This window comes from Variovorax flavidus, from assembly GCF_030317145.1.
In the GTDB taxonomy this organism is placed as follows: Bacteria; Pseudomonadota; Gammaproteobacteria; order Burkholderiales; family Burkholderiaceae_C; genus Variovorax; species Variovorax flavidus.
In genome coordinates, this window is the sequence record NZ_JASZYE010000001.1 from 153,449 (window position 1) to 175,939 (window position 22,491).

General features: G+C 66.8%; 21 protein-coding genes. 13 read left to right on the forward strand and 8 right to left on the reverse strand.

All coding sequences use genetic code 11. The annotated features are described in order from the left end of the window. Positions 1-10: 10 nt before the first annotated feature. The 8 genes from QTH90_RS00750 (at position 11) to QTH90_RS00785 (ending at position 7,889) form a co-directional block, all read left to right on the forward strand. Positions 11-1,207: a substrate-binding domain-containing protein gene (locus QTH90_RS00750; RefSeq protein ID WP_286662643.1), complete on the forward strand. Its 1,197-nt coding sequence runs from the start codon at positions 11-13 to the stop codon at positions 1,205-1,207. Positions 1,208-1,389: 182 nt separating this feature from the next. Continuing rightward, the gene (locus QTH90_RS00755) at positions 1,390-2,847 is read left to right on the forward strand and encodes an extracellular catalytic domain type 2 short-chain-length polyhydroxyalkanoate depolymerase (protein WP_444814663.1); all 1,458 of its coding nucleotides are present in this window, start codon (positions 1,390-1,392) and stop codon (positions 2,845-2,847) included. Positions 2,848-2,889: 42 nt separating this feature from the next. Next, the gene (locus QTH90_RS00760) at positions 2,890-3,654 is read left to right on the forward strand and encodes an ABC transporter ATP-binding protein (protein WP_286662644.1); all 765 of its coding nucleotides are present in this window, start codon (positions 2,890-2,892) and stop codon (positions 3,652-3,654) included. Next, complete coding sequence (locus tag QTH90_RS00765) at positions 3,651-4,379, forward strand: ABC transporter ATP-binding protein (protein ID WP_286662645.1); 729 nt, start codon at positions 3,651-3,653, stop codon at positions 4,377-4,379. The genes QTH90_RS00760 and QTH90_RS00765 overlap by 4 nt, the downstream gene beginning before the upstream one ends. Further along, positions 4,376-5,356 (forward strand): branched-chain amino acid ABC transporter permease, encoded by a 981-nt coding sequence (locus tag QTH90_RS00770; protein ID WP_286662646.1) that lies wholly within the window; start codon positions 4,376-4,378, stop codon positions 5,354-5,356. Before QTH90_RS00765 ends, QTH90_RS00770 begins: the two co-directional genes overlap by 4 nt. Before the next feature lie 29 nt (positions 5,357-5,385). Then, positions 5,386-6,459 (forward strand): branched-chain amino acid ABC transporter permease, encoded by a 1,074-nt coding sequence (locus QTH90_RS00775; RefSeq protein ID WP_286662647.1) that lies wholly within the window; start codon positions 5,386-5,388, stop codon positions 6,457-6,459. Positions 6,460-6,509: 50 nt separating this feature from the next. Then, positions 6,510-7,331: an alpha/beta fold hydrolase gene (locus QTH90_RS00780; protein WP_286664433.1), complete on the forward strand. Its 822-nt coding sequence runs from the start codon at positions 6,510-6,512 to the stop codon at positions 7,329-7,331. A gap of 51 nt (positions 7,332-7,382) precedes the next feature. Continuing rightward, positions 7,383-7,889 (forward strand): DUF1993 domain-containing protein, encoded by a 507-nt coding sequence (locus tag QTH90_RS00785; RefSeq protein WP_286662648.1) that lies wholly within the window; start codon positions 7,383-7,385, stop codon positions 7,887-7,889. Between the two features lie 16 nt (positions 7,890-7,905). On the opposite strand, the gene hemH is transcribed toward QTH90_RS00785, so the two are convergent. Beyond that, positions 7,906-8,937, reverse strand: coding sequence for a ferrochelatase (gene hemH, locus QTH90_RS00790; RefSeq protein WP_286662649.1), 1,032 nt, complete (start codon positions 8,935-8,937; stop codon positions 7,906-7,908). Between the two features lie 39 nt (positions 8,938-8,976). Between hemH and QTH90_RS00795 the strand changes: the two genes are divergently transcribed. Next, positions 8,977-9,678, forward strand: a complete 702-nt coding sequence (locus QTH90_RS00795) for an HAD family hydrolase (RefSeq protein ID WP_286662650.1) — start codon at positions 8,977-8,979, stop codon at positions 9,676-9,678. Between the two features lie 12 nt (positions 9,679-9,690). On the opposite strand, the gene QTH90_RS00800 is transcribed toward QTH90_RS00795, so the two are convergent. The 4 genes from QTH90_RS00800 to QTH90_RS00815 all read right to left on the reverse strand — a co-directional run bounded on the left by QTH90_RS00800 (position 9,691) and on the right by QTH90_RS00815 (position 12,805). Continuing rightward, the gene (locus tag QTH90_RS00800) at positions 9,691-10,230 is read right to left on the reverse strand and encodes a hypothetical protein (protein WP_286662651.1); all 540 of its coding nucleotides are present in this window, start codon (positions 10,228-10,230) and stop codon (positions 9,691-9,693) included. After that, the gene (locus tag QTH90_RS00805) at positions 10,230-10,910 is read right to left on the reverse strand and encodes a C39 family peptidase (RefSeq protein ID WP_286662652.1); all 681 of its coding nucleotides are present in this window, start codon (positions 10,908-10,910) and stop codon (positions 10,230-10,232) included. Before QTH90_RS00805 ends, QTH90_RS00800 begins: the two co-directional genes overlap by 1 nt. 10 nt (positions 10,911-10,920) lie before the next feature. Further along, positions 10,921-11,292 (reverse strand): hypothetical protein, encoded by a 372-nt coding sequence (locus tag QTH90_RS00810; RefSeq protein WP_286662653.1) that lies wholly within the window; start codon positions 11,290-11,292, stop codon positions 10,921-10,923. Positions 11,293-11,389: 97 nt separating this feature from the next. Continuing rightward, the gene (locus QTH90_RS00815) at positions 11,390-12,805 is read right to left on the reverse strand and encodes a hypothetical protein (RefSeq protein WP_286662654.1); all 1,416 of its coding nucleotides are present in this window, start codon (positions 12,803-12,805) and stop codon (positions 11,390-11,392) included. Positions 12,806-13,370: 565 nt separating this feature from the next. Here QTH90_RS00815 and QTH90_RS00820 point away from each other — a divergent pair. Both QTH90_RS00820 and QTH90_RS00825 read left to right on the forward strand, forming a co-directional pair. Continuing rightward, complete coding sequence (locus QTH90_RS00820) at positions 13,371-14,711, forward strand: acetate kinase (RefSeq protein ID WP_286662655.1); 1,341 nt, start codon at positions 13,371-13,373, stop codon at positions 14,709-14,711. An 8-nt stretch (positions 14,712-14,719) separates the two neighbouring features. Further along, positions 14,720-16,222, forward strand: coding sequence for a sigma-54 interaction domain-containing protein (locus QTH90_RS00825; RefSeq protein ID WP_286662656.1), 1,503 nt, complete (start codon positions 14,720-14,722; stop codon positions 16,220-16,222). Here QTH90_RS00825 and hpnE read toward each other — a convergent pair. From hpnE to hpnC, 3 genes are read right to left on the reverse strand one after another with little or no spacing between them, the layout of a single operon-like run. Continuing rightward, positions 16,219-17,502 (reverse strand): hydroxysqualene dehydroxylase HpnE, encoded by a 1,284-nt coding sequence (gene hpnE / locus QTH90_RS00830; protein WP_286662657.1) that lies wholly within the window; start codon positions 17,500-17,502, stop codon positions 16,219-16,221. The genes QTH90_RS00825 and hpnE overlap by 4 nt on opposite strands. 1 nt (position 17,503) lies before the next feature. Further along, positions 17,504-18,343 (reverse strand): presqualene diphosphate synthase HpnD, encoded by an 840-nt coding sequence (hpnD, locus tag QTH90_RS00835; protein WP_286662658.1) that lies wholly within the window; start codon positions 18,341-18,343, stop codon positions 17,504-17,506. A gap of 13 nt (positions 18,344-18,356) precedes the next feature. After that, positions 18,357-19,262: a squalene synthase HpnC gene (gene hpnC, locus QTH90_RS00840; RefSeq protein WP_353506609.1), complete on the reverse strand. Its 906-nt coding sequence runs from the start codon at positions 19,260-19,262 to the stop codon at positions 18,357-18,359. 115 nt (positions 19,263-19,377) lie between these two features. Between hpnC and QTH90_RS00845 the strand changes: the two genes are divergently transcribed. Continuing rightward, positions 19,378-21,222, forward strand: a complete 1,845-nt coding sequence (locus QTH90_RS00845; protein WP_286662659.1) for a potassium transporter Kup — start codon at positions 19,378-19,380, stop codon at positions 21,220-21,222. A 99-nt stretch (positions 21,223-21,321) separates the two neighbouring features. Further along, a complete protein-coding gene (locus tag QTH90_RS00850; RefSeq protein WP_286662660.1) occupies positions 21,322-22,491 on the forward strand; it encodes an efflux RND transporter periplasmic adaptor subunit in 1,170 nt (389 codons plus the stop codon).

The following is a 22,491-nucleotide window of genomic DNA, read 5'->3' on the forward strand; positions in this document are numbered from 1 at the left end:
GAGACAAAGAATGCAACGTCGCCACCTCGTCGCCTTGGCAGGGCTCGCCATTGCTGGCGCATCGGCCCTGACCGCTCCGGCCTGGGCCCAGTCCAACGAGATCAAGATCGCCCACATCTACAGCAAGACCGGTCCGCTCGAAGCCTACGGCAAGCAGACGCAAACCGGCTTCATGATGGGCCTGGACTACGCGACCGGCGGCACCATGACCGTCAACGGCAAGAAGATCGTCGTCATCGAGAAGGACGACCAGGGCAAGCCTGATCTTGGCAAGTCGCTGCTGGCGGCGGCCTATGCCGACGACAAGGCCGCGCTCGCGGTCGGCCCGACTTCTTCAGGCGTCGCGCTGGCGATGCTGCCGGTGGCCGAGGAATACAAGAAGATCCTGCTGGTCGAGCCCGCCGTGGCCGACTCGATCACCGGCGACAAGTGGAACAAATACATCTTCCGCACTGGCCGCAACAGCTCGCAAGACGCCATTTCGAACGCGGTCGCCGTCGACAAGCCCGGCGTCACGGTCGCCACGCTGGCGCAGGACAACGCCTTCGGCCGCGACGGCGTGAAGGCGTTCAAGGACTCGCTCAAGAAAGCCAAGCTCGCGCACGAGGAATACCTGCCGCCCGCGACCACGGACTTCACCGCGGGCGCACAGCGCCTGATCGACAAGCTCAAGGACCAGCCGGGCCGCAAGATCATCTGGATCGTGTGGGCGGGCGCGGGCAATCCGTTCAAGATCGTCGACCTCGACCTCAAGCGCTACAACATCGAGATCGCGACCGGCGGCAACATCCTGCCGGCCATGGCGGCCTACAAGGCGCTGCCGGGCATGGAAGGCGCGGCCTACTACTACTTCGGCATCCCGAAGAACCCGGTGAACGAGGCCATGGTCTCGATGCACTACAAGGAATTCAAGACGCCGCCGGACTTCTTCACGGCGGGCGGATTCTCTGCCGCGATGGCCGTGGTGACCGCGCTCAAGAAGACGGGCGGCGACACCAACACCAACAAGCTTATCTCCACGATGGAAGGCATGAGCTTCGACACGCCCAAGGGCAAGATGACCTTCCGCAAGGAAGACCACCAGGCGATGCAGAGCATGTATCACTTCAAGATCAAGGTGGACCCCGCATTCGCGTGGGGCGTGCCCGAGCTGGTCCATGAGATCAAGCCGGAAGAGATGGACATTCCCATCCGGAACAAGCGCTGACCCCCAGGCTCGCGCACTTCGTGTCGCTCTCCACCCCCTCTCCGGGGGCAACCCCTACGGCCCGGCGGAGCCGGTGCCGTGGGGTTCCTGGCCTTTGACGTAGCGCGCAACGCTCTTTCCATCGATCCCCTTCGTGAGAGAGGGCGGTTCAGTGCATCCTAAAAAACCAACAGGAGACAAGCATGAAGCGCAACTGGATGATGAAGATGAGCATGGTCACGGCCTTCGCCGCGCTGTCGATCCATGCGGCCACGGCTGCGGTGCCGCTGCCGGCGCTGGGGGCCGATCCTGCGGAGGTCAGCGTGTCCGGCCTGTCGTCGGGCGGCTTCATGGCGGTGCAGTTGCATGTCGCCTATTCGGGCACCTTCAAGCGCGGGGCTGGCGTGGTCGCCGGCGGACCGTTCTACTGCGCCGAGGGGTCCATCATCAACGCGACGGGGCGCTGCATGACCCACAGCAGCAGCATCCCGGTGTCGTCGCTGGTCAGCACGACCAACACCTGGGCGTCGAGCGGAGCCATCGATCCGGTGTCGAATCTCTCGACCTCGAAGGTGTATCTCTATTCAGGCACCTCGGACAACACGGTCAAGCAGGCCGTGATGAACGACCTGAAGACCTACTACCAGAGCTTCGTTCCTGCCGCCAACACCTACTACAAGAACAATCTCGGGTCCGGTCACGCGATGATCACCGACGACTACGGCAGCAGTTGCGGGACGACGGCATCGCCGTACATCAACAACTGCGGCTTCGATCTGGCGGGCGACATCCTGCAGTACCTGTACGGCCCGCTGAACGCCCGCAACAACGGCACGCTGTCGGGCACCTTCACCGAGTTCAGCCAGACCAGCTTCATCAGCGGTCACGGCATGGCCGCGACGGGCTGGATCTACGTGCCGCAAAGCTGCGGCACCACAAGCTGCCGCACGCACGTGGTGCTGCATGGCTGCAAGCAGAACTTCAACGATGTCGGCGACCAGTACGTTCGCAAGACCGGCTACAACCGCTGGGCCGACACCAACAACATCATCCTGATCTACCCCCAGACCAGCACGGCCGCCACCAACAGCTGCTGGGACTGGTGGGGCTACGACAACGCGAACTACGCCAGGAAGTCCGGCCCGCAGATGGCTGCCATCAAGGGCATGGTCGACCGCGTGACCAGCACCTCGGGTGGTGGCGGTGGCGGATCGGCACTGCCGGCGCCCACCGGCGTCGGCACTTCCGGCGCCACCAGCAGCAGCATGGTGATCGGGTGGAATGGGGTTTCGGGCGCTGCGGGCTACAACGTCTATCGCGGCGGTGGCAAGGTCAACGCCGCGCCCGTCGCCGGCACCAACTACACCGACACAGGGCTGGCCGCGTCCACGACCTACAACTGGAGCGTGACGGCGCTGGACACCAGCAACGTGGAAAGCGCGATGTCCGCCTCCGCGTCGGGCACCACCCTCGTTGGCGGCGGCACGGCGACCTGCTACACGGCCAGCAACTACGCCCACACCACCGCGGGCCGCGCCACGCAGAGCGGCGGCTACACCTACGCCAAGGGTTCCAACCAGAACATGGGTCTGTGGAACACCTTCGTCACCACGACCCTGAAGCAGACCAGCCCCAACTACTACGTGATCGGCACATGCTGAAGTCAACCCCCGCTGCCGACAGGCGGCCTTGCTTATCCAACGATGCTTGAGACCCGAGACCTGACCATCCGCTTCGGCGGCCATGTGGCGGTGAATGCCGTCAGCTGCGCTTTCGCGCCCGGCACGCTCACCGCGATCGTCGGCCCGAATGGCGCCGGCAAGACCACCTACTTCAATCTGATCTCGGGGCAGCTCAAGGCCACCGAGGGCACGGTGTGGCTCGACGGGCAACCGCTGTCGGGCCTGCCGGCATCGGCCCGCACCCGCGCGGGGCTGGGGCGGGCCTTCCAGTTGACGAATCTCTTTCCCAACCTGTCGGTGCTGGAGAACGTGCGCCTGGCGGTGCAGGCGACGCGCGAAGGCCCGCATCGGCGCGGGCTCAATCTCTGGAGCATCTGGAGCGACCACCGCGCGCTGACCGAGCGCGCCGACCAGATCCTGGCCGATGTGGCGCTGAAGGCCAAGGAGCATGCGACGGTCGCGAGCCTGCCGCACGGCGACCAGCGCAAGCTCGAAGTCGCGCTGTTGATGGCGCTCGAACCCAAGGTGTTCATGTTCGACGAACCCACGGCCGGCATGAACGCGGCGGAGGCACCGGTGATCCTCGATCTCATCCGGGCGCTGAAGAAGGACAAGACCAAGACCATCCTGCTGGTCGAGCACAAGATGGACGTGGTGCGCGAGCTCGCCGATCGAATCATCGTGCTGCACAACGGCCAGCTCGTGGCCGATGGCGAACCGGCGGAGGTGATCGCCTCGCCGGTGGTCCAGGAGGCCTACCTGGGCGTGTCGAAGGAGGCCGCATGACTGACAACAATCTCCTGCAACTCCAGGCTGTGCACACACACATCGGGGCGTACCACATCCTGCACGGCGTGGACCTCGCCGTGCCGCGCGGCCAGCTCACGATGCTGCTGGGCCGCAACGGCGCCGGCAAGACCACCACGCTGCGAACCATCATGGGCCTGTGGCATGCGTCGCAAGGCCGCGTGCGTTTCGGCGACCACGACATCACCGCGCTCCACACGCCGCAGATCGCCGAGCTCGGCATCGCCTACGTGCCCGAGAACATGGGCATCTTCTCGGACCTCACCGTGAAGGAAAACATGCTGCTTGCGGCGCGCGCCGCGAAGAACGCCGACCAGATGGACGACAAGCGGCTGAAGTGGATCTTCAAGCTCTTCCCCGCGGTGGAGAAGTTCTGGAACCATCCTGCGGGCAAGCTCTCGGGCGGGCAGAAGCAGATGCTCGCCGTTTCGCGAGCCATCGTCGAGCCGCGCGAGCTGCTCATCATCGACGAGCCCAGCAAGGGCCTCGCGCCGGCCATCATCAACAACATGATCGACGCCTTCAGCGAGCTGAAGCACAGCGGCGTCACGATCCTGCTGGTCGAGCAGAACATCAACTTCGCGCAACGCCTGGGCGACACCGTGGCCGTGATGGACAACGGCCGCGTCGTGCACAGCGGGAGCATGGCGGCGTTCTCGGCAGACGAGCAATTGCAGCAATCGCTGCTGGGTTTGGCACTATGAAAATCGACTTCGACTGGAAGCCCGCGGCGCTGGTGCCGGTGCTCGCGCTGATCGCGCTGCCCTTGACGGGCTCCGTCTCGACCTGGCTCACGCTCACCGTCGCAGGCCTTGCGATGGGGATGATCATCTTCATCATCGCCTCCGGCCTGACGCTGGTGTTCGGCCTGATGGACGTGCTGAACTTTGGTCACGGCGTGTTCATCGCGTTCGGCGCCTTCGTCGCAAGCAGCGTGCTCGGCGGCATGTCCGACTGGACCGGCTCACAGGAACTGTGGCGCAACCTCGTGGCGGTGTTCCCGGCGATGCTGGTGGCCATGGCGGCGGCGGGCGCGGTCGGCCTGGCGTTCGAGCGCTTCATCGTGCGGCCGGTCTACGGCCAGCATCTGAAGCAGATCCTCATCACCATGGGCGGCATGATCATTGGCGAGGAGCTGATCAAGGTGATCTGGGGCCCCGGCCAGGTCCCGCTGCCGCTGCCCGATGCGCTGCGCGGCTCGCTGCTCATCGGCGACGCGGCCATCAGCAAGTACCGCATCCTGGCGGTCGTCATTGGCGTGTTCGTGTTCGGCCTCCTGGCATGGACGCTGGGCCGCACCAAGATCGGCCTGCTGATCCGCGCCGGCGTGCAGGACCGCGAGATGGTCGAGTCGCTCGGCTATCGCATCGGCCGGCTGTTCGTCGGCGTGTTCGTGGTGGGCAGTGCGCTCGCGGGGCTGGGTGGCGTGATGTGGGGGCTCTTCCAGCAGAACCTCATTCCGCAGATGGGCGCGCAGGTCAATGTGCTGATCTTCATCGTGATCATCATCGGTGGACTGGGATCGACGGCCGGTGCACTGATCGGCGCATTGCTGGTCGGGCTGATGACCAACTACATCGGCTTCCTCGTGCCCACGCTGACGCAGTTCGCCAGCATCTTCCTGATGGTGGCCGTGCTGCTCTGGCGCCCTCAGGGCGTGTACCCGGTCGCGAACAGATGACTCACTGGCACAGCGCACAGGAGAACTGAATGAAACCTGCTTTTTCCCGTCTTCTTTCCAACGACATGCCGCGCAGCCGCTTGCTCGCGGTATTGCTTGCCGCGCTGGTGCTCGGCCTGGCCTTCGCGCCTTTCATCTTCCCTGGCGTCAAGGCGTTGAGCGTCGCTGCCAAGGTGCTGGTGTTCATCGTGCTGGTCGCGAGCTTCGACCTGCTGCTGGGCTACACCGGCATCGTGAGCTTTGCGCAGACCATGTTCTTCGGCATCGGTGCGTACGGCATTGCCATCTCGGCCACGCGGCTCGGGGCAGGGTGGGGTGCGGTGCTGCTGGGGCTCGGCGCGGCGATCGCAGTCTCGTTGGTGCTCTCGCTCGCGATCGGCCTGTTCTCGCTGCGGGTGCGGGCGATCTTCTTCGCGATGATCACGCTGGCGGTGGCGTCCGCGTTCCAGACGCTGGCATCGCAGTTGTCGGATTTCACCGGGGGCGAAGATGGCCTGACCTTCAAGCTGCCCGAGCTGATCTCGCCGAGCTTCGAGTTTGCCGAGGAGCCTTTCCTCGGCGTGTCGCTCGACGGGCGCCTGCTTTGCTACTACATGCTGTTCGTGGTCGCGGTGGTGCTGGTGCTGGCGCTGCTGCGCATCGTCAATTCGCCTTTCGGCCGCGTGCTGCAGGCGATCCGCGAGAACGAGTTCCGCGCCGAGGCGATCGGCTATCGCGTGGTGGTGTATCGCACGACGGCTTCGGTGCTGTCGGCGCTGTTCGCGACGCTCGCGGGCGCGATGCTCGCCATCTGGCTGCGCTACAACGGGCCCGATACCTCGCTGAGCTTCGAGATCATGATCGACGTGCTGCTGATCGTCGTGATCGGCGGCATGGGCACGATCTACGGTGCGGTCATCGGCGCGGTGATCTTCGTGGTGGCGCAGAGCTACCTGCAGGATCTGCTGCGCCTCGGCAGCGAAGCCGCGAGCGGCATGGGCTGGCTCGCCGCGTTGCTGTCGCCGGACCGCTGGCTGCTGTGGCTGGGCGTGCTCTTCGTGCTCTCCGTCTATTACTTCCCGACCGGCGTCGTCGGCCGTCTTCGTGCGAGGGCATCGCGGTGATCACTTCGACTTCGAACTACACGCAACTCGCGGGCCGCGAGATCCACTGGATGGATTGGGGCCCTCGCGAAGGCCCGGTGGTCATCGCCTGGCACGGCCTGGCGCGCACCGGCCGCGACATGGATGAGCTTGCGGTGCATTTCGCCGGGCGAGGCTTCCGGGTGATCTGCCCCGACACCATCGGCCGCGGGCTGAGCCAGTGGAGCCCGGTGCCGGACGAGGAGTACCAACTGTCCTTCTACGCACGCATCGCGGCGGCGCTGTGCGACGACCTGCAGCTCACGCGCGTGCACTGGGTCGGCACGTCGATGGGCGGTGCGATCGGGCTGGTCTGTGCCGGCGGACTGGTCGAGCCGGCGATGAAAGGCCGTATCGCCAGCCTCGTGCTCAACGACACCGCGCCACAGATCGCCGCCGCCGCCGTCGAGCGCATCCGCTCTTATGCAGGGCAGCCGCCGGCCTTCGACACAGTCGTCGAACTCGAGGCCTTCTTCCGCACCGTCTACAAGCCCTATGGCTGGCTCAGCAATGCGCAATGGCGGCGGTTGACCGAGACATCGACGCGGCGCCTGCCCGACGGCCGCGTGACGCCGCACTACGACCCGGCGATGGTGCGGCAGTTCACTGCGCATCCCGACGACTATCTGCTGTGGTCGCACTTCGACGCGGTGGAGGTGCCCTTGCTGTGCCTGCGCGGCGTCGAGTCCGACCTTGTGCTGCCCGGGACCCTGGACGAGATGCGCCGCCGCGGCCCCGGGGCAAAGGGCCGGCTGCAGATCATCGAGGTGCCGGGCTGCGGCCATGCGCCGGCGCTCAACGTTCCTGCGCACCTGGACCCGATCGAGGCCTTTGTTCGCGCCGCCGGCACGTGATGGATGGCGGCACGACAATCGGGCCGCCCATTCAACACGGAGTCAAGCAACATGGCGCTCTCGTTCTACGACATCTCGGTCCCGGTGTTCATCCGCGGACTCGGCCAGCTTTCCCACGTTCTGGACAAGGGGCTTGCGCACGCGCAGTCGGCCGGCATCGATCCGGTCGAGTTCGTCAATGCACGCCTGGCGCCGGACATGTTCACCCTGGCGGGGCAGGTGCAGAGCGCGAGCGATGCGTCCAAGCTGGGCACGGCGCGCATCGCCGGCATTGCGGCGCCCAGCTTTCCCGACACCGAGACGACCTACGCCGAACTGCAGGACCGTGTCGCGAAGACCATCGACTATCTCAACAGCGTCGACCGCGCGCTGATCGATGGCGCCGAGGGCCGTGAGGTCACGATGAAGGTTCGCGGTGCCGAACTGAAGTTCACCGCGCAGCGCTACCTGCTGCAGTTCGCGTTGCCGAACTTCTTCTTCCACGTCACCACGGCGTACGACGTGCTGCGGCACAGCGGCGTGCCGCTCAGCAAGCTCGACTACCTCGGTCGCTACTGATCGCGCCGCAGGCGCTTCAGGCCTGTCGGGTGGGCCAGCCGCCGAGGTGGCGGTCCGCGATGCCTGCCAGCGCAGTGATCCATGGGGCGCTGTCGTTCAGGCAGGGGATGTAGTGGAATTCCTTGCCGCCTGCGCCGAGGAAGGCGTCGCGGCCTTCCATTGCGATTTCCTCCAGCGTTTCCAGGCAATCCGCCGGAAAGCCCGGACACATCACGTCGACCCTGGAGACGCCCGCCGCGCCGAGTTCGTGCAGCGTGGGCTCGGTGTACGGTTCCAGCCATTTGGCGCGGCCGAAGCGTGACTGGAAGGTGACCCGGTACTGCGCCGGCGTGAGCTGAAAGCTGTCCGCAAGCAGTCGCGCGGTCGCGATGCATTGCGCCTGGTAGGGATCGCCGAGCCTGATGTTGCGTTCGGGAATGCCGTGGAAGCTCATCACCAGCTGGTCGGGGCGCCCGTTCTGCTGCCAGTGGCGCGCAACGCTTTGCGCCAAGGCATCGATGTAGAGCGGATCGTCGTGATAACTGTTGACGAAGCGGAATTCGGGCACGCGGCGCACGCGCGCGCTCCAGGCATTGACGGCATCGATCACGCTCGCCGTGGTGGTGGCCGAGTACTGCGGATACGCCTGGAGGACGAGCACGCGCGTGACGCCTTCGGCCTTGAACTCGTCCAGCCGCGAGGCAATCGACGGATTGCCGTAGCGCATCGCATCGCGCACGGTCACGCGATGGCCTTTCTCGCCGAGCCAGCCTGCCAGCAGCGTCGCCTGCTTCTTCGTCCAGACCTTGAGCGGGGAGCCTTCGGGCATCCAGATGCTGGCGTACTTGGCGGCCGACCTGGAGGGCCGTGTGCGCAGGATGATGCCGTGCAGGATCAGCGCCCACAGCGCGCGCGGAATCTCGACCACGCGGGGGTCGCCGAGAAAGTCGGCGAGGTAGGGGCGGACGGCGCTCGCGGTCGGCTCGTCAGGCGATCCCAGATTGCACCAGAGCACGGCAGTGCGTTCCTGGGCGTTGTCGCCGGCAGGCGGTTCAGGTCGAAAAGGCATGCGATATTCTCGGTCATGCCCTCCGCGACCTCTGATTCCATGACCCTCGACGTGAAGCGCATTGCCGCGATTTCGCTGGACCTCGACGACACGCTCTGGCCGATCTGGCCGACCATCGAACGCGCAGAACGCGTCCTTCATGAGTGGCTCGTGCGCGAGGCGCCCAAGACGGCCAGCCTGCTGGTCACGCCCGGCATGCTGCGCGAGTTGCGCGAAGCCACCGCCAAGGAGCGCTCCGATCTTGCGCACGACCTGAGCGCGCTGCGGCGCGAGTCGATCCGCACCGCGCTGCGTCGCGCGGGCGAAGACCCGGCGCTGGCCGACCCGGCGTTCGATGCCTTCTTTGCCGAGCGGCAACGTGTGACGCTCTACGACGACGTCCTGCCCGCGCTGCGGTGGCTGAGCGAGCGCTATCCGCTGGTGGCGATCTCCAATGGCAACGCAGACCTGAAGCTCACCGGCGTGAGCCGCTGGTTCCGCAGCGGTTTCAATGCGCGCGAATTCGGCAGCGGCAAGCCGCACGCGCCGATCTTCCGGGCGGCCGCGGCGTCGGTCGGCCTGCTTCCGAAGGACGTGCTGCATGTCGGCGATGACGCCGTGCTGGACGTGGTGGGCGCGCTCGATGCCGGCATGCAGGCCGCCTGGCTGGTCCGCGATGAGCGTCCGTGGGAACACGGCGCGCGGCCGCAGTTGATCGTGCCGAACCTGCACGCGCTGTGCATGGCGCTGGAGTCCGCGTAGGCCGCGGATTCGTCAACGTGAGTTCATGATGGCGCGGGCCACCGCGTCGCTCACGGTCGACTGGATGTTGAAGTTCTTGAGCATTCCCGCCGCGTTGCTGGACGCATTGATGACGGTCTGATTCACGATGCGCTGGTTGTCCAGCGTGTTCTGGATCACGGTGCCGTAGTTCGCGCCACCTTGCTGCGCCTGGACGGTGTTGCCCGGCCCGTTCTGCACCAGGTTCAGGCTCGACAGCTGCTTGTCGAGCTGCGCCGCCTGCACCGGGGTCAGGTTGTTGATCTGGCCGAAGTCCAGCGTGGTCTGCGTCACGAGGTTGCCGTTGATGTAGACGGCCCGCGTGATCCCGAAGCTCACCAGCAGGCCGTTGCCCGGGTCGAAGCCGCCGCGCATCTGGTCGAGCGTGTGGCCGCTGACCGCCATCCACACCTCCTCGTGGCGCGGTACGGGATCGGGTTCGCCGGCTTGCACCTGGGACAGGGCGCTACCCGCGAGCGCGCAGAGGCAGAGCCCCAGCCCAAGGCGCGCGGACGGGAAGTGCCTGGCATGCATCAGAAGTCTCCCGGCCCCAGCTTCGGCATGGTGATGTCGCCCATGCTCGATCGGCCGACGCCACGCCCCAACGGCGCACGGGGTGCGACGCGCCAGTCGGCGGCCACGTTGAACTTCGCCTTGTCGACGTGGCTGTGGATGACGAAGAGCAGGCCGTTCTTCCAGCTCTCGTCGAAGACCTTGCGCGACACGGCGCGCGTGCCCTGTGCGGGATCGCCGATGAGTACACGGTCTTCCTGCACGCCCTTGACCACGACGAAGTGGTGGTAGCCGTTCGAATTGATCAGAACGATAGCGGGGATGCGCGCCTGGTTGAGCTTTTCGAGCGGCTGCTCGAACCCGTCGGCCTTGAAGCCGTGTGCCTCCAGGTAACGCTTCATGTCGAGCAGCGAGAAGCCTTCCTTGTGGATCTTCGCCTGGTCGCCGTTCTCGTACATCTCCTTGAACACGGCCTCTTCGGTGACCGGGTAGTCGTAATGGTGGGTGAGCAGCGTGGCGACGGCGGCCGAGCCGCAACTGAAATCGTATTTCTGGATCAGGGTGCGCCCCATGCGAGCCTGTTTCAGGCTGGTGATGGGCAAAGTCACGTCCATCCCGCCCAGGCCGGGCAGATAAGCCTGCTGGGCAGGCACGGCGACGGCCGCAGTCAGCAGTGCGAAGGAGAGCAGCATGCCCCGCATGGCGCTCTCCTCAGTTCATCTGCAGATGAAGGATCACTGCGTTCTGTATCAGTACATTCGCGCCGGAGTTCTGGATCACGACCGGCAGCCCATTCATGTTGGAAAACGAGCCTGAACTGATGGTGTTGTCGCCAGTGGTGACACGGTTGGCCGAGTTGTTGGCCGTGGTGCCGTTCAGCGTCATTTCGTTGCTGACCTGGTCGGCGCCGCCGCGATAGCGGGCGAGCTTCTCGGAATCGACCGGTATGGCGGCAAATGCCACGTCCTGATCGCTCCCGGCCGATGTCTCGCCAGTCGCCGGAGCGCCTTGCGCCGCAACCGCAACCGGCAACAGCATCCCCAGGGCCGCGCAGGCGGACCCGACGAGGGTGATGAATTTCATGGCGTCTCCCTATGGCCTGCTGTGAGGGACAAGCCGACGTTCGCCGTGCAGCCCGACCGGATCGGGCTGCACGGCGTTCATCGGTCTTCGCGATCGATCAGCGTCCCACGGACAGGTTGGCCTGCACGTTCACGCTTTGCTGTACCAGGGAAGCGATGCCGCTGTTCTGGTTCGCGAGCATGATGCCGGCCGCCGACTGCCCAACACTCGTCATGCTGTTGGACATGTTGAACGTGCCTGCGTTGACCGTGTTGGTCCCGCCTGCGCCGCCCGTGCCGCCCGCGCCAGCACCACCGGTTCCGCCTTGAGCCGTGTTGGTTCCGCCGGTACCTGCGCCGCCTGCGCCGCCAGTGCCGCCGCCACCGTCACCGCCTGAGCCAGCAGTGTTGCTGCCGTTGCTCGCGCCTCCGTTGGTCGCGCTGCCGTTGGTGCCCGAGCCACCGGCTCCGCCGGTTCCGGCGCCTGCCGTGTGCGAACCGCCGGCTCCGCCCGTGCTGGTGCCGCCTGCGCCGCCCGCTCCACCGGCTCCACCGGTGCCGCCTGCGCCGCCAGCCGCACCTGCGCCTGCCGTGTTGGTGCCGCCCGCACCGCTGCCACCGCCTGCGCCGCCGGTGTTCGATCCACCTGCGCCACCCGCGGCGCCTGCGCCACTGGTGTTGCTGCCGCCCGTGCCGGCACCGCCGCCTGCGCCTGCCGTATTGGTACCGCCGCCGCCGCCGGCATTGCCGGTATTGCCGCCCGTACCGCCAGCGCCGGCATTCGCATTGCCGGTTCCGCCGCCGCCGCCGCCGCCGGCGCCATTGGCATTGCCGGTATCGCCACCACGGCCGGATGTGCCGGAGTTGGCATTCCCGGTGTTGCCGCCGTAGCCGCCCGTGCCGCCGCCAGCGCCCGTTGCCGCCGCGCCGCCGGCCTGGCCATTCGCGGTTGCATTGCCGCCACCCGCGCCGCCATTCGAATTGCCGCCGTTGCCGGTGCCGCCGTAGCCTGCGGTCGCGCTGCCGTTCGTGGCGCTGCCATTGGTCGCATTGCCATTGGAAGCGCTGCCGCCCGAGCCACCCACTGCCGCCGCGCCGGTGCCACCTGCCGCGCCGTTGCCGGTGCCCGAGGCGGTGCCGCCCAAGCCCCTGCCACCGCGGCCGCCGTAGCCTGCGCCGCCCGCAGCCGAGCCTGTGTTGTAGGCCTGGTTGCCGATGCCGCCGACGGCGTTGCCCGTCACGCTTCCATTCAGATTGCTGCTCGCCGTTGCGGTCGTCTGATTGAAGTTGAAGGCGTTGTCGAATGTTCCGGTGGAACCGTTGTTCAGCGCTGCAGAACGTGCGGCCGTGGCGGTTGCCGCGCCGGATTCCTTGTTCGTGCTGCTGTCGGTTGTCGTGCTGCTATCGGTGGTGGTGTTTGTATTGGTGTTGGTATCCGCGCCGGCGCCCGATGGTCCCGCAGTCTGCTGGGCGAACACCGCACCACTGAACCCGAAAGCAAGCGCAATGGCCGAAGCCAGAAGTGTTTGTCTCATGAACCCTCCAGAAAAGTTGAACAAGCTTGGTAGTGACGTGCGTCGCCGCAAATCAGGGGCGCCTGTGCAACTTCGGTGCCACCAACTTACTGCTTGTTTCCTGCACCGCTTTCTCCATTGGGGCGGCGTTCCACATGACAGTTTCGTGAATGCGTGCCCTCGCTTTTTTCGAGGGGTGCGGGCGGGGATTCGAGGCTCGCAGTGTCACAGTTCGGTGACGCCGGACCCGACCTGCATCCGCCTTGCCAGTGAGGCCGGGCCTCCGCGACTTGCGCGGCGAATGACGCCGAAAGTTTCCCTTTCTGTCTCGGGCGCGTGACAGTCGATTTCGCCGAAGTAAGGCGTTGCACGTAGGCCGAACGGTATAGCGATGAGGCGGGGTCTTGCCTCGGGTGGCACGTCCCTTTCGACGTGCGTCGGGACCGAACTGCCACACCTCTGAGACACCCGGCCGGTGTGGACTATCGACTTACCTTTAATTGCAACTTCTGGCTTGGCACTGTTACAGGAATGAGATTAGTCTGGCGCCCGACACCTCGCGGGAAAAACCATAAAGAGGGGACAAATGGAGACGAATCGTGCGCACAGGGCGCTCGCGTTGCTTGCCTGTTCCTCGATGGCTTGGACGGGCGCTGTTGCGCAGTCGCAGGGGACGACAGCAACTCGGAACACCGCCAAGCGCATCGAAGCACTCCAGCAGCAGGTGACCGACCAGGGCCGGGAGATCGAGGCACTCCGCAAGCTGACCAGCGAGCAGGACGCGCGCTTTCGCGAACTGCAGGAGCGCCTGTCCACCCAGGAAGCGCGGGAGACGCTGTTGCCGGCTCCGGGCAGCAAGCCGCAGCCCGCGCCCGGTACACCCAACAGGATCCCGACCGAGACCGCACAAACCCCTGACACCTCGACGACACCGGTGCGCGTGGGCGTGGCGCCTGCCGCCGAAATCCAGGCGCCGCCGGTGGCCCAGATCTTCAGCGAGCCCGGCATCCTCACGCCGCAGGGCAAGTTCGTTCTGGAGCCTTCGCTGCAGTACGTCTATTCGTCCAGCAACCGGGTGGCGCTGGTGGGCTATACGGTGATCCCGGCGCTCCTGATCGGCCTCGTGGACGTCCGCGAGTTCAAGAACAACACCTTCATCTCCGCGCTGACGGGCCGGTGGGGTGCAACCAATCGCCTGGAACTCGAATTGAAGGTGCCGTACGTCAACCGTTCGGACTCCACGATCAGCCGCGAGATCTTTACCGGCAGCGCCTTCGACAATGTCTTCGACACCCACGGCAAGGGCATCGGCGATGTGGAGGCAGCGATTCGCTACCAGATTGCCGACGGCAGGGACAACAACAAGCCCTATGTGGTCGGTGCGCTGCGCTTCAAGGCGCGCAATGGCAAGGATCCCTTCGAGGTCCCGACCGACTGCGTGACGCGCTGCATCGGCAACGCGACCGGCACGGGTCTTCCGCTGGAACTCCCGGTGGGCTCGGGCTTCTATTCGCTGCAGCCCAGCCTGACGTTCCTGCTGCCATCGGATCCCGCGGTGTTCTTCGGTGGACTCAGCTACACCTACAGCTTTGCGCGCAACGACGTCAGCCGCACGGTGTTGAACGGCCAGACGGAGTTTCTCGGGGACGTGAAGCCCGGAGGCGTCTTCGGCATGAATCTCGGCATGGGCCTGGCCATCAACGAGCGCTCGTCCTTCAGTCTCGGCATGGAGCTGTACTCCGTCGGCCGCACGAAGCAGAACGACCAGTACGTCATCGGCTCGGTACGCACCCAACTGGCCTCGCTGCTGCTGGGCTATTCGTACCGCTACAGCGACCGGACGACGTTGAACGTCAGCGTGGGAGCCGGGTTGACCCGCGACACGCCCGACCTCCAGCTGACAGTCAGGGTGCCGATGTCCTTCTAGGGGGCGCCATGCAACCCGGAAACTTCCTTTGCGTGACGCTGGGCGGCAACGCGGGCGAGGTGGCGGGGCCGCTGATCGCCCGCGGCTGGGACGTGGCTCAGGCGACCGATCTGGTCGCGGCGGGGCGTCTGCAAGCGCATCGGGACTTCAGGGTGGGCGTGCTGGTCGTCGGTTCGGTGCTCCCCGTGCCGGAGGCTTCCGTCGAGGCATGCGTCTCCGCGTCCGCCGGGTCGGAATGGGTATGCGTCTGCGAGCCGCAGGCGCTGGAGTCGCCCGCTTTTCGCGAACTGGTGCTGGGCAGCTTCTTCGACCACCAGGTCCTGCCTTTCGAACCACACGAACTGGAACTGGTGCTGGAGCACGCCAGCCAGCGCGCCATGCTGCGGCAGCGGCACGATGCCGCCCACCGGCATGCCGTGGACGCGCTGGGCATGGTCGGGCAGGGGCCTGCCATCACACGGCTGCGCCAGCAGATTCGCAAGGTCGCCGCCACGGAGGCGCCCGTGCTGATCGGCGGGGAAAGCGGCAGCGGCAAGGAGCTGGCTGCGCGAGCGATCCATCAATGTTCGCATCGCTCCGCCGGGCCGTTCGTGGCGGTCAACTGCGGCGCCATCTCCCCGTCGCTGATCCAGTCCGAGTTGTTCGGGCATGAGCGGGGCGCGTTCACCGGTGCGTCGACGGAGCGGCGCGGCCTGATCGAAGCCGCCAATGGCGGAACGATCTTCCTCGACGAGATCGGCGATCTGCCTGTGGAATTGCAGACCAATCTGCTGCGATTCCTGCAGGAAAAGACGATCAGCCGCGTAGGTGCCGTGCGCAGCCTGCATGTCGATGTCCGGGTCGTGGCTGCCTCGCATGTGGACCTGGCCGAAGCCGTGGCGGTCGGGCAGTTCCGCGACGACTTGTTCTATCGGCTCAACGTCCTGTCGATCGACGTGGCGCCATTGCGTCGGCGCATGGAGGATGTACCGATCCTGGCGGAGTATTTTTTTCAGCGCTGCGTCGCCAAGAGCCGCACGCGCGTCAGGGGCTTCAGCCGGCAGGCGGTCGCGGCGATGCTCGCGCATGCGTGGCCGGGCAATGTGCGTGAACTGTTCAACCGTGTGCAGCGCGCGGTCGTCATGACCGACCGGCGATTGATCGGGCCCGCAGATCTCGGCCTCGCGATGGCGGACAACCCTGTGGGCATGGGCCTCGACGCCGCCCGCACGCTGGCCGAGCGCGACGCCATCAGCCTCACGCTGACCCGTGTCGGGCGGAACATCACGCACGCGGCGCGCGAGCTCGGCATTTCGCGCATGACGCTCTATCGGCTCATGGACAAGCACAGCATTGCGCTGGATTCGGAGTCGCGGCCGGGCATCGCGGCGCCGTGGCCGCCTTCAGGCGCGACGGTGCGCCCGGCGCCTTCGGGCGTGGTCGCGAATCCGCTCGATGCGATCCTGAAATCTTCCGGCACTGGGTTCCACGCCGACTGGACAGGGGTCGGCAAGCCGGCCGGACGCGCCTAGAGCGCTGCGGCCGCGGCAATGGCGCTGCGCACCGCGCCTTCGAGCGTGCCGGGGTAGTCGCCTTCGACGTAATCCCCGCAGGCCATGAGGCCATCCGCGATCCGCATCGGCGGTCGAACCAGTCCGGGCGTGCAGGCAAAGGTGGCGCGCCGTTCGACCACCGTCAGAACAGGTTGCAGGCGATCGAGACCCAGTTGTCGGCGGGCCTGCGCCAGCACCTGCTGTTGGAGTGTCTCGCGATCGCCGGTGCTCGCGCTGATCACGAAAGCCAGGAGGCCCTTCGGCCCGCCGAGCTGACCGCGGTCGAATGCGAATTGAGCAGGCGCATCGGGTTCGCTGCGCAGTGAAACGAAGGGCGCCTGAAGGGACACGTCGCCATACAGATAGATCGTGGCGATGGATTCGTGTGGAAGGGCCTCTGCCACGGCGGCCCACTGCGGGGCGCGCTCGGCCGTCAGCCGGGCTGCTTCCCATGGCGAACAGGCGAGCACCACCCGGTCGAAGGGCTCGTCGTCGACACGCCAGCCCTGGTCCGCGCGCGAGAGGGCTCGCACCCGCTGGCCCGGCATCGTCCGGGCACCTTGCGCCCGCAGCCAGCGATCGGCCGCATCCGGGAACAGCGCGCCCAGGTCCACGCGCGGCAGGAGCAGTTGCGATCCGCCCGGCGTATAGAACAAGGCTTCGGCCAGCACGCGCAGGAACACCTTGCCGCTGGCCTCGTCGGCAGGCGTGTTGAGCGCTGACACGCACAGCGGATCGGTGAGTTCCGCGCGCACGCGGGGCGTGAGCGTGGCGCACAGGCTGGCGACCGTTTGATCGTCCGGGCATACGAAGCCCTGCTTTTTCCAGCGGGTGGACGTCGTGAGCAACGAGAGCTTGTCCTGCCATGTCCAGCCGCGCGCACCGAGCACGCCGGCCACGACGTCGAGCGGTGCAACGTGCCGGGTTGCGCGGTCGAGCCACTGCGGGATCTGCGGCAGCGACAGGCCGCCGCCGTCGGGAAAGCGCAGGATGAGCGGGACGCGTTGCAAGGCGCGCTCGACATCCACGCCGACGCGCGCCATCAGTTCCAGCGTGCGGGTGTAGGCGCCGATCAGGATGTGCTGGCCGTTGTCCAGCGTCACGTCCTGGCCGTCGGGCAGCGTGGCGCTCAAGGCGCGTGCGCGGCCACCCCAGTTGCGCGCGGCTTCGAACACCGTGACCGCATGGCCCGCCTGCCTTGCCTCGACCGCGCAGGCCATGCCGGCCCATCCGCCGCCGATGATCGCGACGCTGCCCAAGTCAGAGCTTCCCCAGGGCCTGGACCCGCCATGCGAGCCACAGCTTGCGCACGGGCGTCAGGCTCACGCGCTGGTGCAGCACCTGGAAGTCGTCGCGTTCGATCTCGCGCAGCAGCGTGCGGTAGATGCTGGCCATCATCAGCCCCGGCTTCTGCATGCGCCGGTCTGCCGGCGGGAGCAGGGCCAGCGCTTCGTCGTAGGCCTGGTGCGCACGAGCCGCCTGGAACCTCATCAGCGAGATGAAGCGTTCCGAGTGCACGCGATTCAGGATCTCGTGCGCCTTCACGTCGAACTGCTGCAGCTCGTTGACGGGAAGATAGATGCGTCCGCGCAGCGCGTCCTCGCCGACGTCGCGGATGATGTTGGTCAGTTGCAGCGCGAGGCCCAGCTTGTGCGCGTACTGGGTGGTCTGCGGATCGCTCTGGCCGAAGATGCGCGCGGCGCCTTCGCCCACCACGCCGGCCACCAGGTGGCAGTAGCGCCGCAGGGCCGGGAAGTCGAGGTAGCGGGTCTGGTCGAGATCCATCTGGCAGCCCTCGATCACTTCGTGCAGCTGGCGTTCCTCGATGCCGTAAGTGGCGGCGTGCGGCATCAGCGCCTGCATCACCGGATGGTGCGGCTGGCCGGCGCAGGACTGGGCGACTTCCGTCCGCCACCAGGCGAGCTTGGTGGCGGCGACGCCTGGGTCGGTGACCTCGTCCACCACGTCGTCGATCTCGCGGCAGAACGCGTAGAAAGCGGTGATGGCGGCGCGGCGCGGCTTCGGCAAAAACAGGAATGCGTAATAAAAACTGCTGCCCGATGCAGCGGCCTTGTCCTGGACGTACTGCTCGGGGGTCATCGTGCGGGCCTCTTCATGCGGGCGATTGTCTCCGCATCCGCAGGGCCCGCCACGCGAGCAGCGGCGCATCGGCCTTGCCGATCGTCGGTCGGGCCGAGAAAGTGTCGCAACCCAGCGCCTCGATCTTGTCGAGGATGCGGCTGCCGCCCTGGACCACGAAGCGCAACTCCCATCCGGCGCGTCCCGGCAGCCGGTGCACGAGCGGGGCGCCTTCGCGCATCAGCGCGCGCGCCCATGCGACCTCGCCGGCGACGAGTGCGATGGCGCCCGGTGGTGGGGCTGCAGGCCCCAGCGGCCTGAAGCCGTGGAAGTCGCCGGCGCTCAGTCCGTGCGACCGGCTGTCTTCGTGCGGCAGATAGAAACGCCCCCGAGGGAGATCGACGCTGAGGTCCTGCCAGAAATTGATGAGCTGCAAGGCGCTGCAGATGGCGTCGCTCTGCGCGAGCGAAGGCGCATCGTCAACTCCGTACAGATGCAGCAACAGTCGGCCGACGGGGTTGGCCGAGCGGCGGCAGTAGTCGAGCAGTTCCGTGCGGTCGGCGTAGCCTGCGCCGTCGCGCGTCTTCTCGATGTCCTGCATGAATGCGGAGAGCAGGTCGGCGAGCAGGCTCTCCGGCAGTGCGAAGCTGCGAATGGCGTGGGCGAGCGGGCCGAAGACTTCGGGCCAGCGGTCCGATGGCGCAGCGCCGCGCGCTGCGGCGGCAAGGTCCGCGCGAAAGGCGCGCAGCTCGTCGAGCCGCCGGGCCGGGCTGGCGTCGCCCTCGTCTGCGATGTCGTCGGCCGTGCGTGCGAAGGCATAGATCGCGGCGATGGGCGGCCGCAGCCGCGGCGGACACAGCCAGGAGGCGACCGGGAAGTTCTCGTAATGCGTCGGCACGGCGGCGACGACGGGGTGGGTGGTGGATGGCACGCGGCGGATTGTGCTGCACGGCGCAGTACGATCGGTTCCCCCTCCCCACACCGACATGACCGCAACGGCGCAGAAACTAGAACCCGCAGACACATCGCCTCATCCGCGCGCCGGCCCTGCTTTGATGGTCGCCGCGCTCGGGGTGGTTTTTGGCGACATCGGCACCTCGCCGCTCTACGCCTTCAAGGAAACACTGAACCCGGAGCATGGGGTGGCCTTCACGCACGAGGCGGTGCTGGGCCTGCTCTCGCTGGTGTTCTGGGGGCTGATGTTCGTTGTGACGCTCAAGTACGTGGTGTTCGTGCTGCGAGCGGACCACGACGGAGAAGGCGGCATCCTGGCGCTGCAGGCGCTGGCGCGAAACGCGGTGGCGGGCACCTCGACGCGGCCCTGGGTCTGGCAGCTGATCGGCCTTCTGGGGCTGGTGGGCGCGGCGATGTTCTACGGCGACAGCCTCATCACGCCGGCCATCTCGGTGCTGTCGGCGGTCGAGGGCCTGGAAGTGGAGGCCCACGCGCTGAAGCCCTTCGTCATCCCGATCACGATGGCGATCCTGGTCGGCTTGTTCGCCGTCCAGCGCAAGGGCACCGGCGTGGTGGGCAAGGTGTTCGGGCCGGTCATGCTGCTGTGGTTCCTCGTGATTGCGGTCGGGGGCCTGCGGCAGGTGCTGGAGCACCCGGAAGTGCTGGCCGCGCTGGATCCGCGTCATGCGGTCGGTTTCCTGGTCACGCATCGCGCGCAGTCGCTGGGCGTGCTGGGGGCGGTGTTCCTCGCCTTCACGGGCGGCGAGGCGCTCTATGCCGACATGGGCCATTTCGGCGCCCGGCCGATTCGGCTGGCCTGGCTTTTCATTGCCTTGCCGGGGCTGGTGCTGAACTATTTCGGCCAGGGGGCGCTGGTGCTGTCGAATCCGTCGGCCATCGACAACCCCTTCTTCCGGCTCTTTCCGTCCTGGGCCGTGCTGCCGATGGTCATCCTTGCTGCGATGGCGACCGTGATCGCATCGCAGGCCGTCATCTCCGGCGCCTTTTCACTCACCGCGCAGGCGATGCGCATGGGTTACCTGCCGCGCATGCGGGTGATCCAGACTTCGGGCGAGGCCATCGGCCAGATCTACGTGCCGGGCATCAACTGGCTGCTGATGGTCGGCGTGCTGCTGCTCGTGCTCGGCTTCCGGAGTTCGAGTGCACTGTCGGCCGCCTACGGGATTGCGGTGTCGATCACGATGGTCACCACGACGCTGTTGGCAGGCATCGTCGCGTTCAAGCTGTGGCGCTGGAACCGCGTGGCGGTGCTGGTGGGGGTTGTGCTGTTCGCCCTGGTCGACATCGCTTTCGTGTTCGCCAACAGCCTCAAGATTGCCGACGGCGGGTGGCTCACGCTGGCGGTGGCCGTGGTCGTGATGGTCGTGTTCACGACCTGGGCGAAGGGGCGGCGCCTGGGGCTGGAAGCCGCTGCGGCCGAGAGCCTGCCGCTCGTGCCGTTCGTGCGATCGCTCGAGGCCCACATGCCGCACAGGGTCAAGGGCACGGCCGTGTTTCTGAATGCCGACGCGGAGGCGGTGCCGCATGCGCTGCTGCACAACCTCAAGCACAACCAGGTGCTGCATGAGCAGGTGATCGTGCTCAGGGTGCTGGCTTGCGACACGCCGCGCGTCGACGCGCACCACCGGATCGAGGCCGAGTCGCTGGGGCAGGGCGTGTGGGTCGTCACGGCCCGTCACGGCTACATGGAGCGGCCGGATGTGCCCGAATTCATCCGCATCCTGGCCTACCAGAAGGGGCTCGCCTGCGATTCGATGACGACCTCGTACTTCGTCTCGCGTGCCTCGATCGGCGACGAGGCCTTGCCAGGAATGAATCCGCTTCGAAGGGCCTTGTTCGGCTGGCTGCAGCGCAATGCCGGGCGGGCATCCGATTACTTCGAATTGCCGGGCAATCGGCTCGTCGAGATGGGCCAGCGGAATTAGCGCGGGTGCGGTCTTTTTATTGACAGCGATTGGCGTTTACCCTAGATTACTAACCGGCTGGTCATTAATGACCCCCGTTCGTATCTTCAAGGGTGCTTCATGACCGCGTCGTCCCTCTCTTCGTTCCCTGGCCGCGCCTGGGTGGTGCTGGCCATCCTTGCAGTGGCCGGCTGTTCCCGTCCGCCCGCAGCCGAAGAGCCGCTGCGTGCCGTCAAGGTGGTCACGGTGGGAGCGAGTACCTATGACACGGAGCCGGAGTTCTCGGCCGAGGTGCGGGCGCGCGTCGAGTCGCGGCTCGGGTTCCGGGTGGCCGGCAAGATCACGCGTCGCCAGGCGGAACTCGGCCAGCATGTGCAGGCCGGACAGGTGCTGGCCCAACTCGATCCGCAGGACTACAAGCTGGCCGCCGAGGGCGCCCGCGCCCAGCACGCCGCGGCGCTGACCAACCGCGATCTCGCCTCGGCAGACCTCAAGCGCTACCGGGAACTGCGCGAGCAGAACTTCATCAGCGGTGCCGACCTGGAACGCCGGGAGACGACCTACAAGGCTGCCCAGGCACAGCTGGAACAGGCACAGGCGCAACTGGCGTCGCAGGGTAACCAGGCCAACTACACGACGCTCGTCGCCGACGTGCCGGGCATCATCACCGCGATCGAAGCCGAGCCGGGGCAGGTGGTCGCGGCCGGAACGCCGGTCGTGCGCATCGCCCAGGACGGCGCGCGCGACGTCGTGTTCGCAGTGCCCGAAGACCGGGCGGCGCTCGTCAAGCCGGGCTCCGCGGTCGCGGTGCGCGGCTGGGCCGGCGGCGCCGAGCTGGAGGGCAAGGTGCGTGAAGTGGCGGCGAGCGCCGACGCGGTCACGCGCACTTACACGGTCAAGGTGACGATCGATGCCGCGACGGCGCCGGCGCTCGGTGCGACTGTCTACGCGCGGCCGAAGGCGCTGTCGCGCACTGGCACGGCCGTGTTGAAGTTGCCGACCAGCGCATTGCGCCAGGAGGGCCAGGGCACCGCCGTGTGGGTGCTCGACAAGGACACGATGACGGTCCGCTCGCAGCCGGTTCAGGTCGCTACCGCCGACGGCAACGAGGCCGTGATCGGCAGCGGCGTCTCCCCCGGCATGCTGGTGGTCGCCGCGGGCGTGCACGTCCTGTCCCCGGGGCAGAAAGTCTCGATCTATCAGGAGAAAGGGAAGGGCGCAGCGCCCGGCAGTCCCGCACAGGCGATCGCGCCGATGCAGGCACCCGTCGCTCCCGTTGCCACGCGCTGA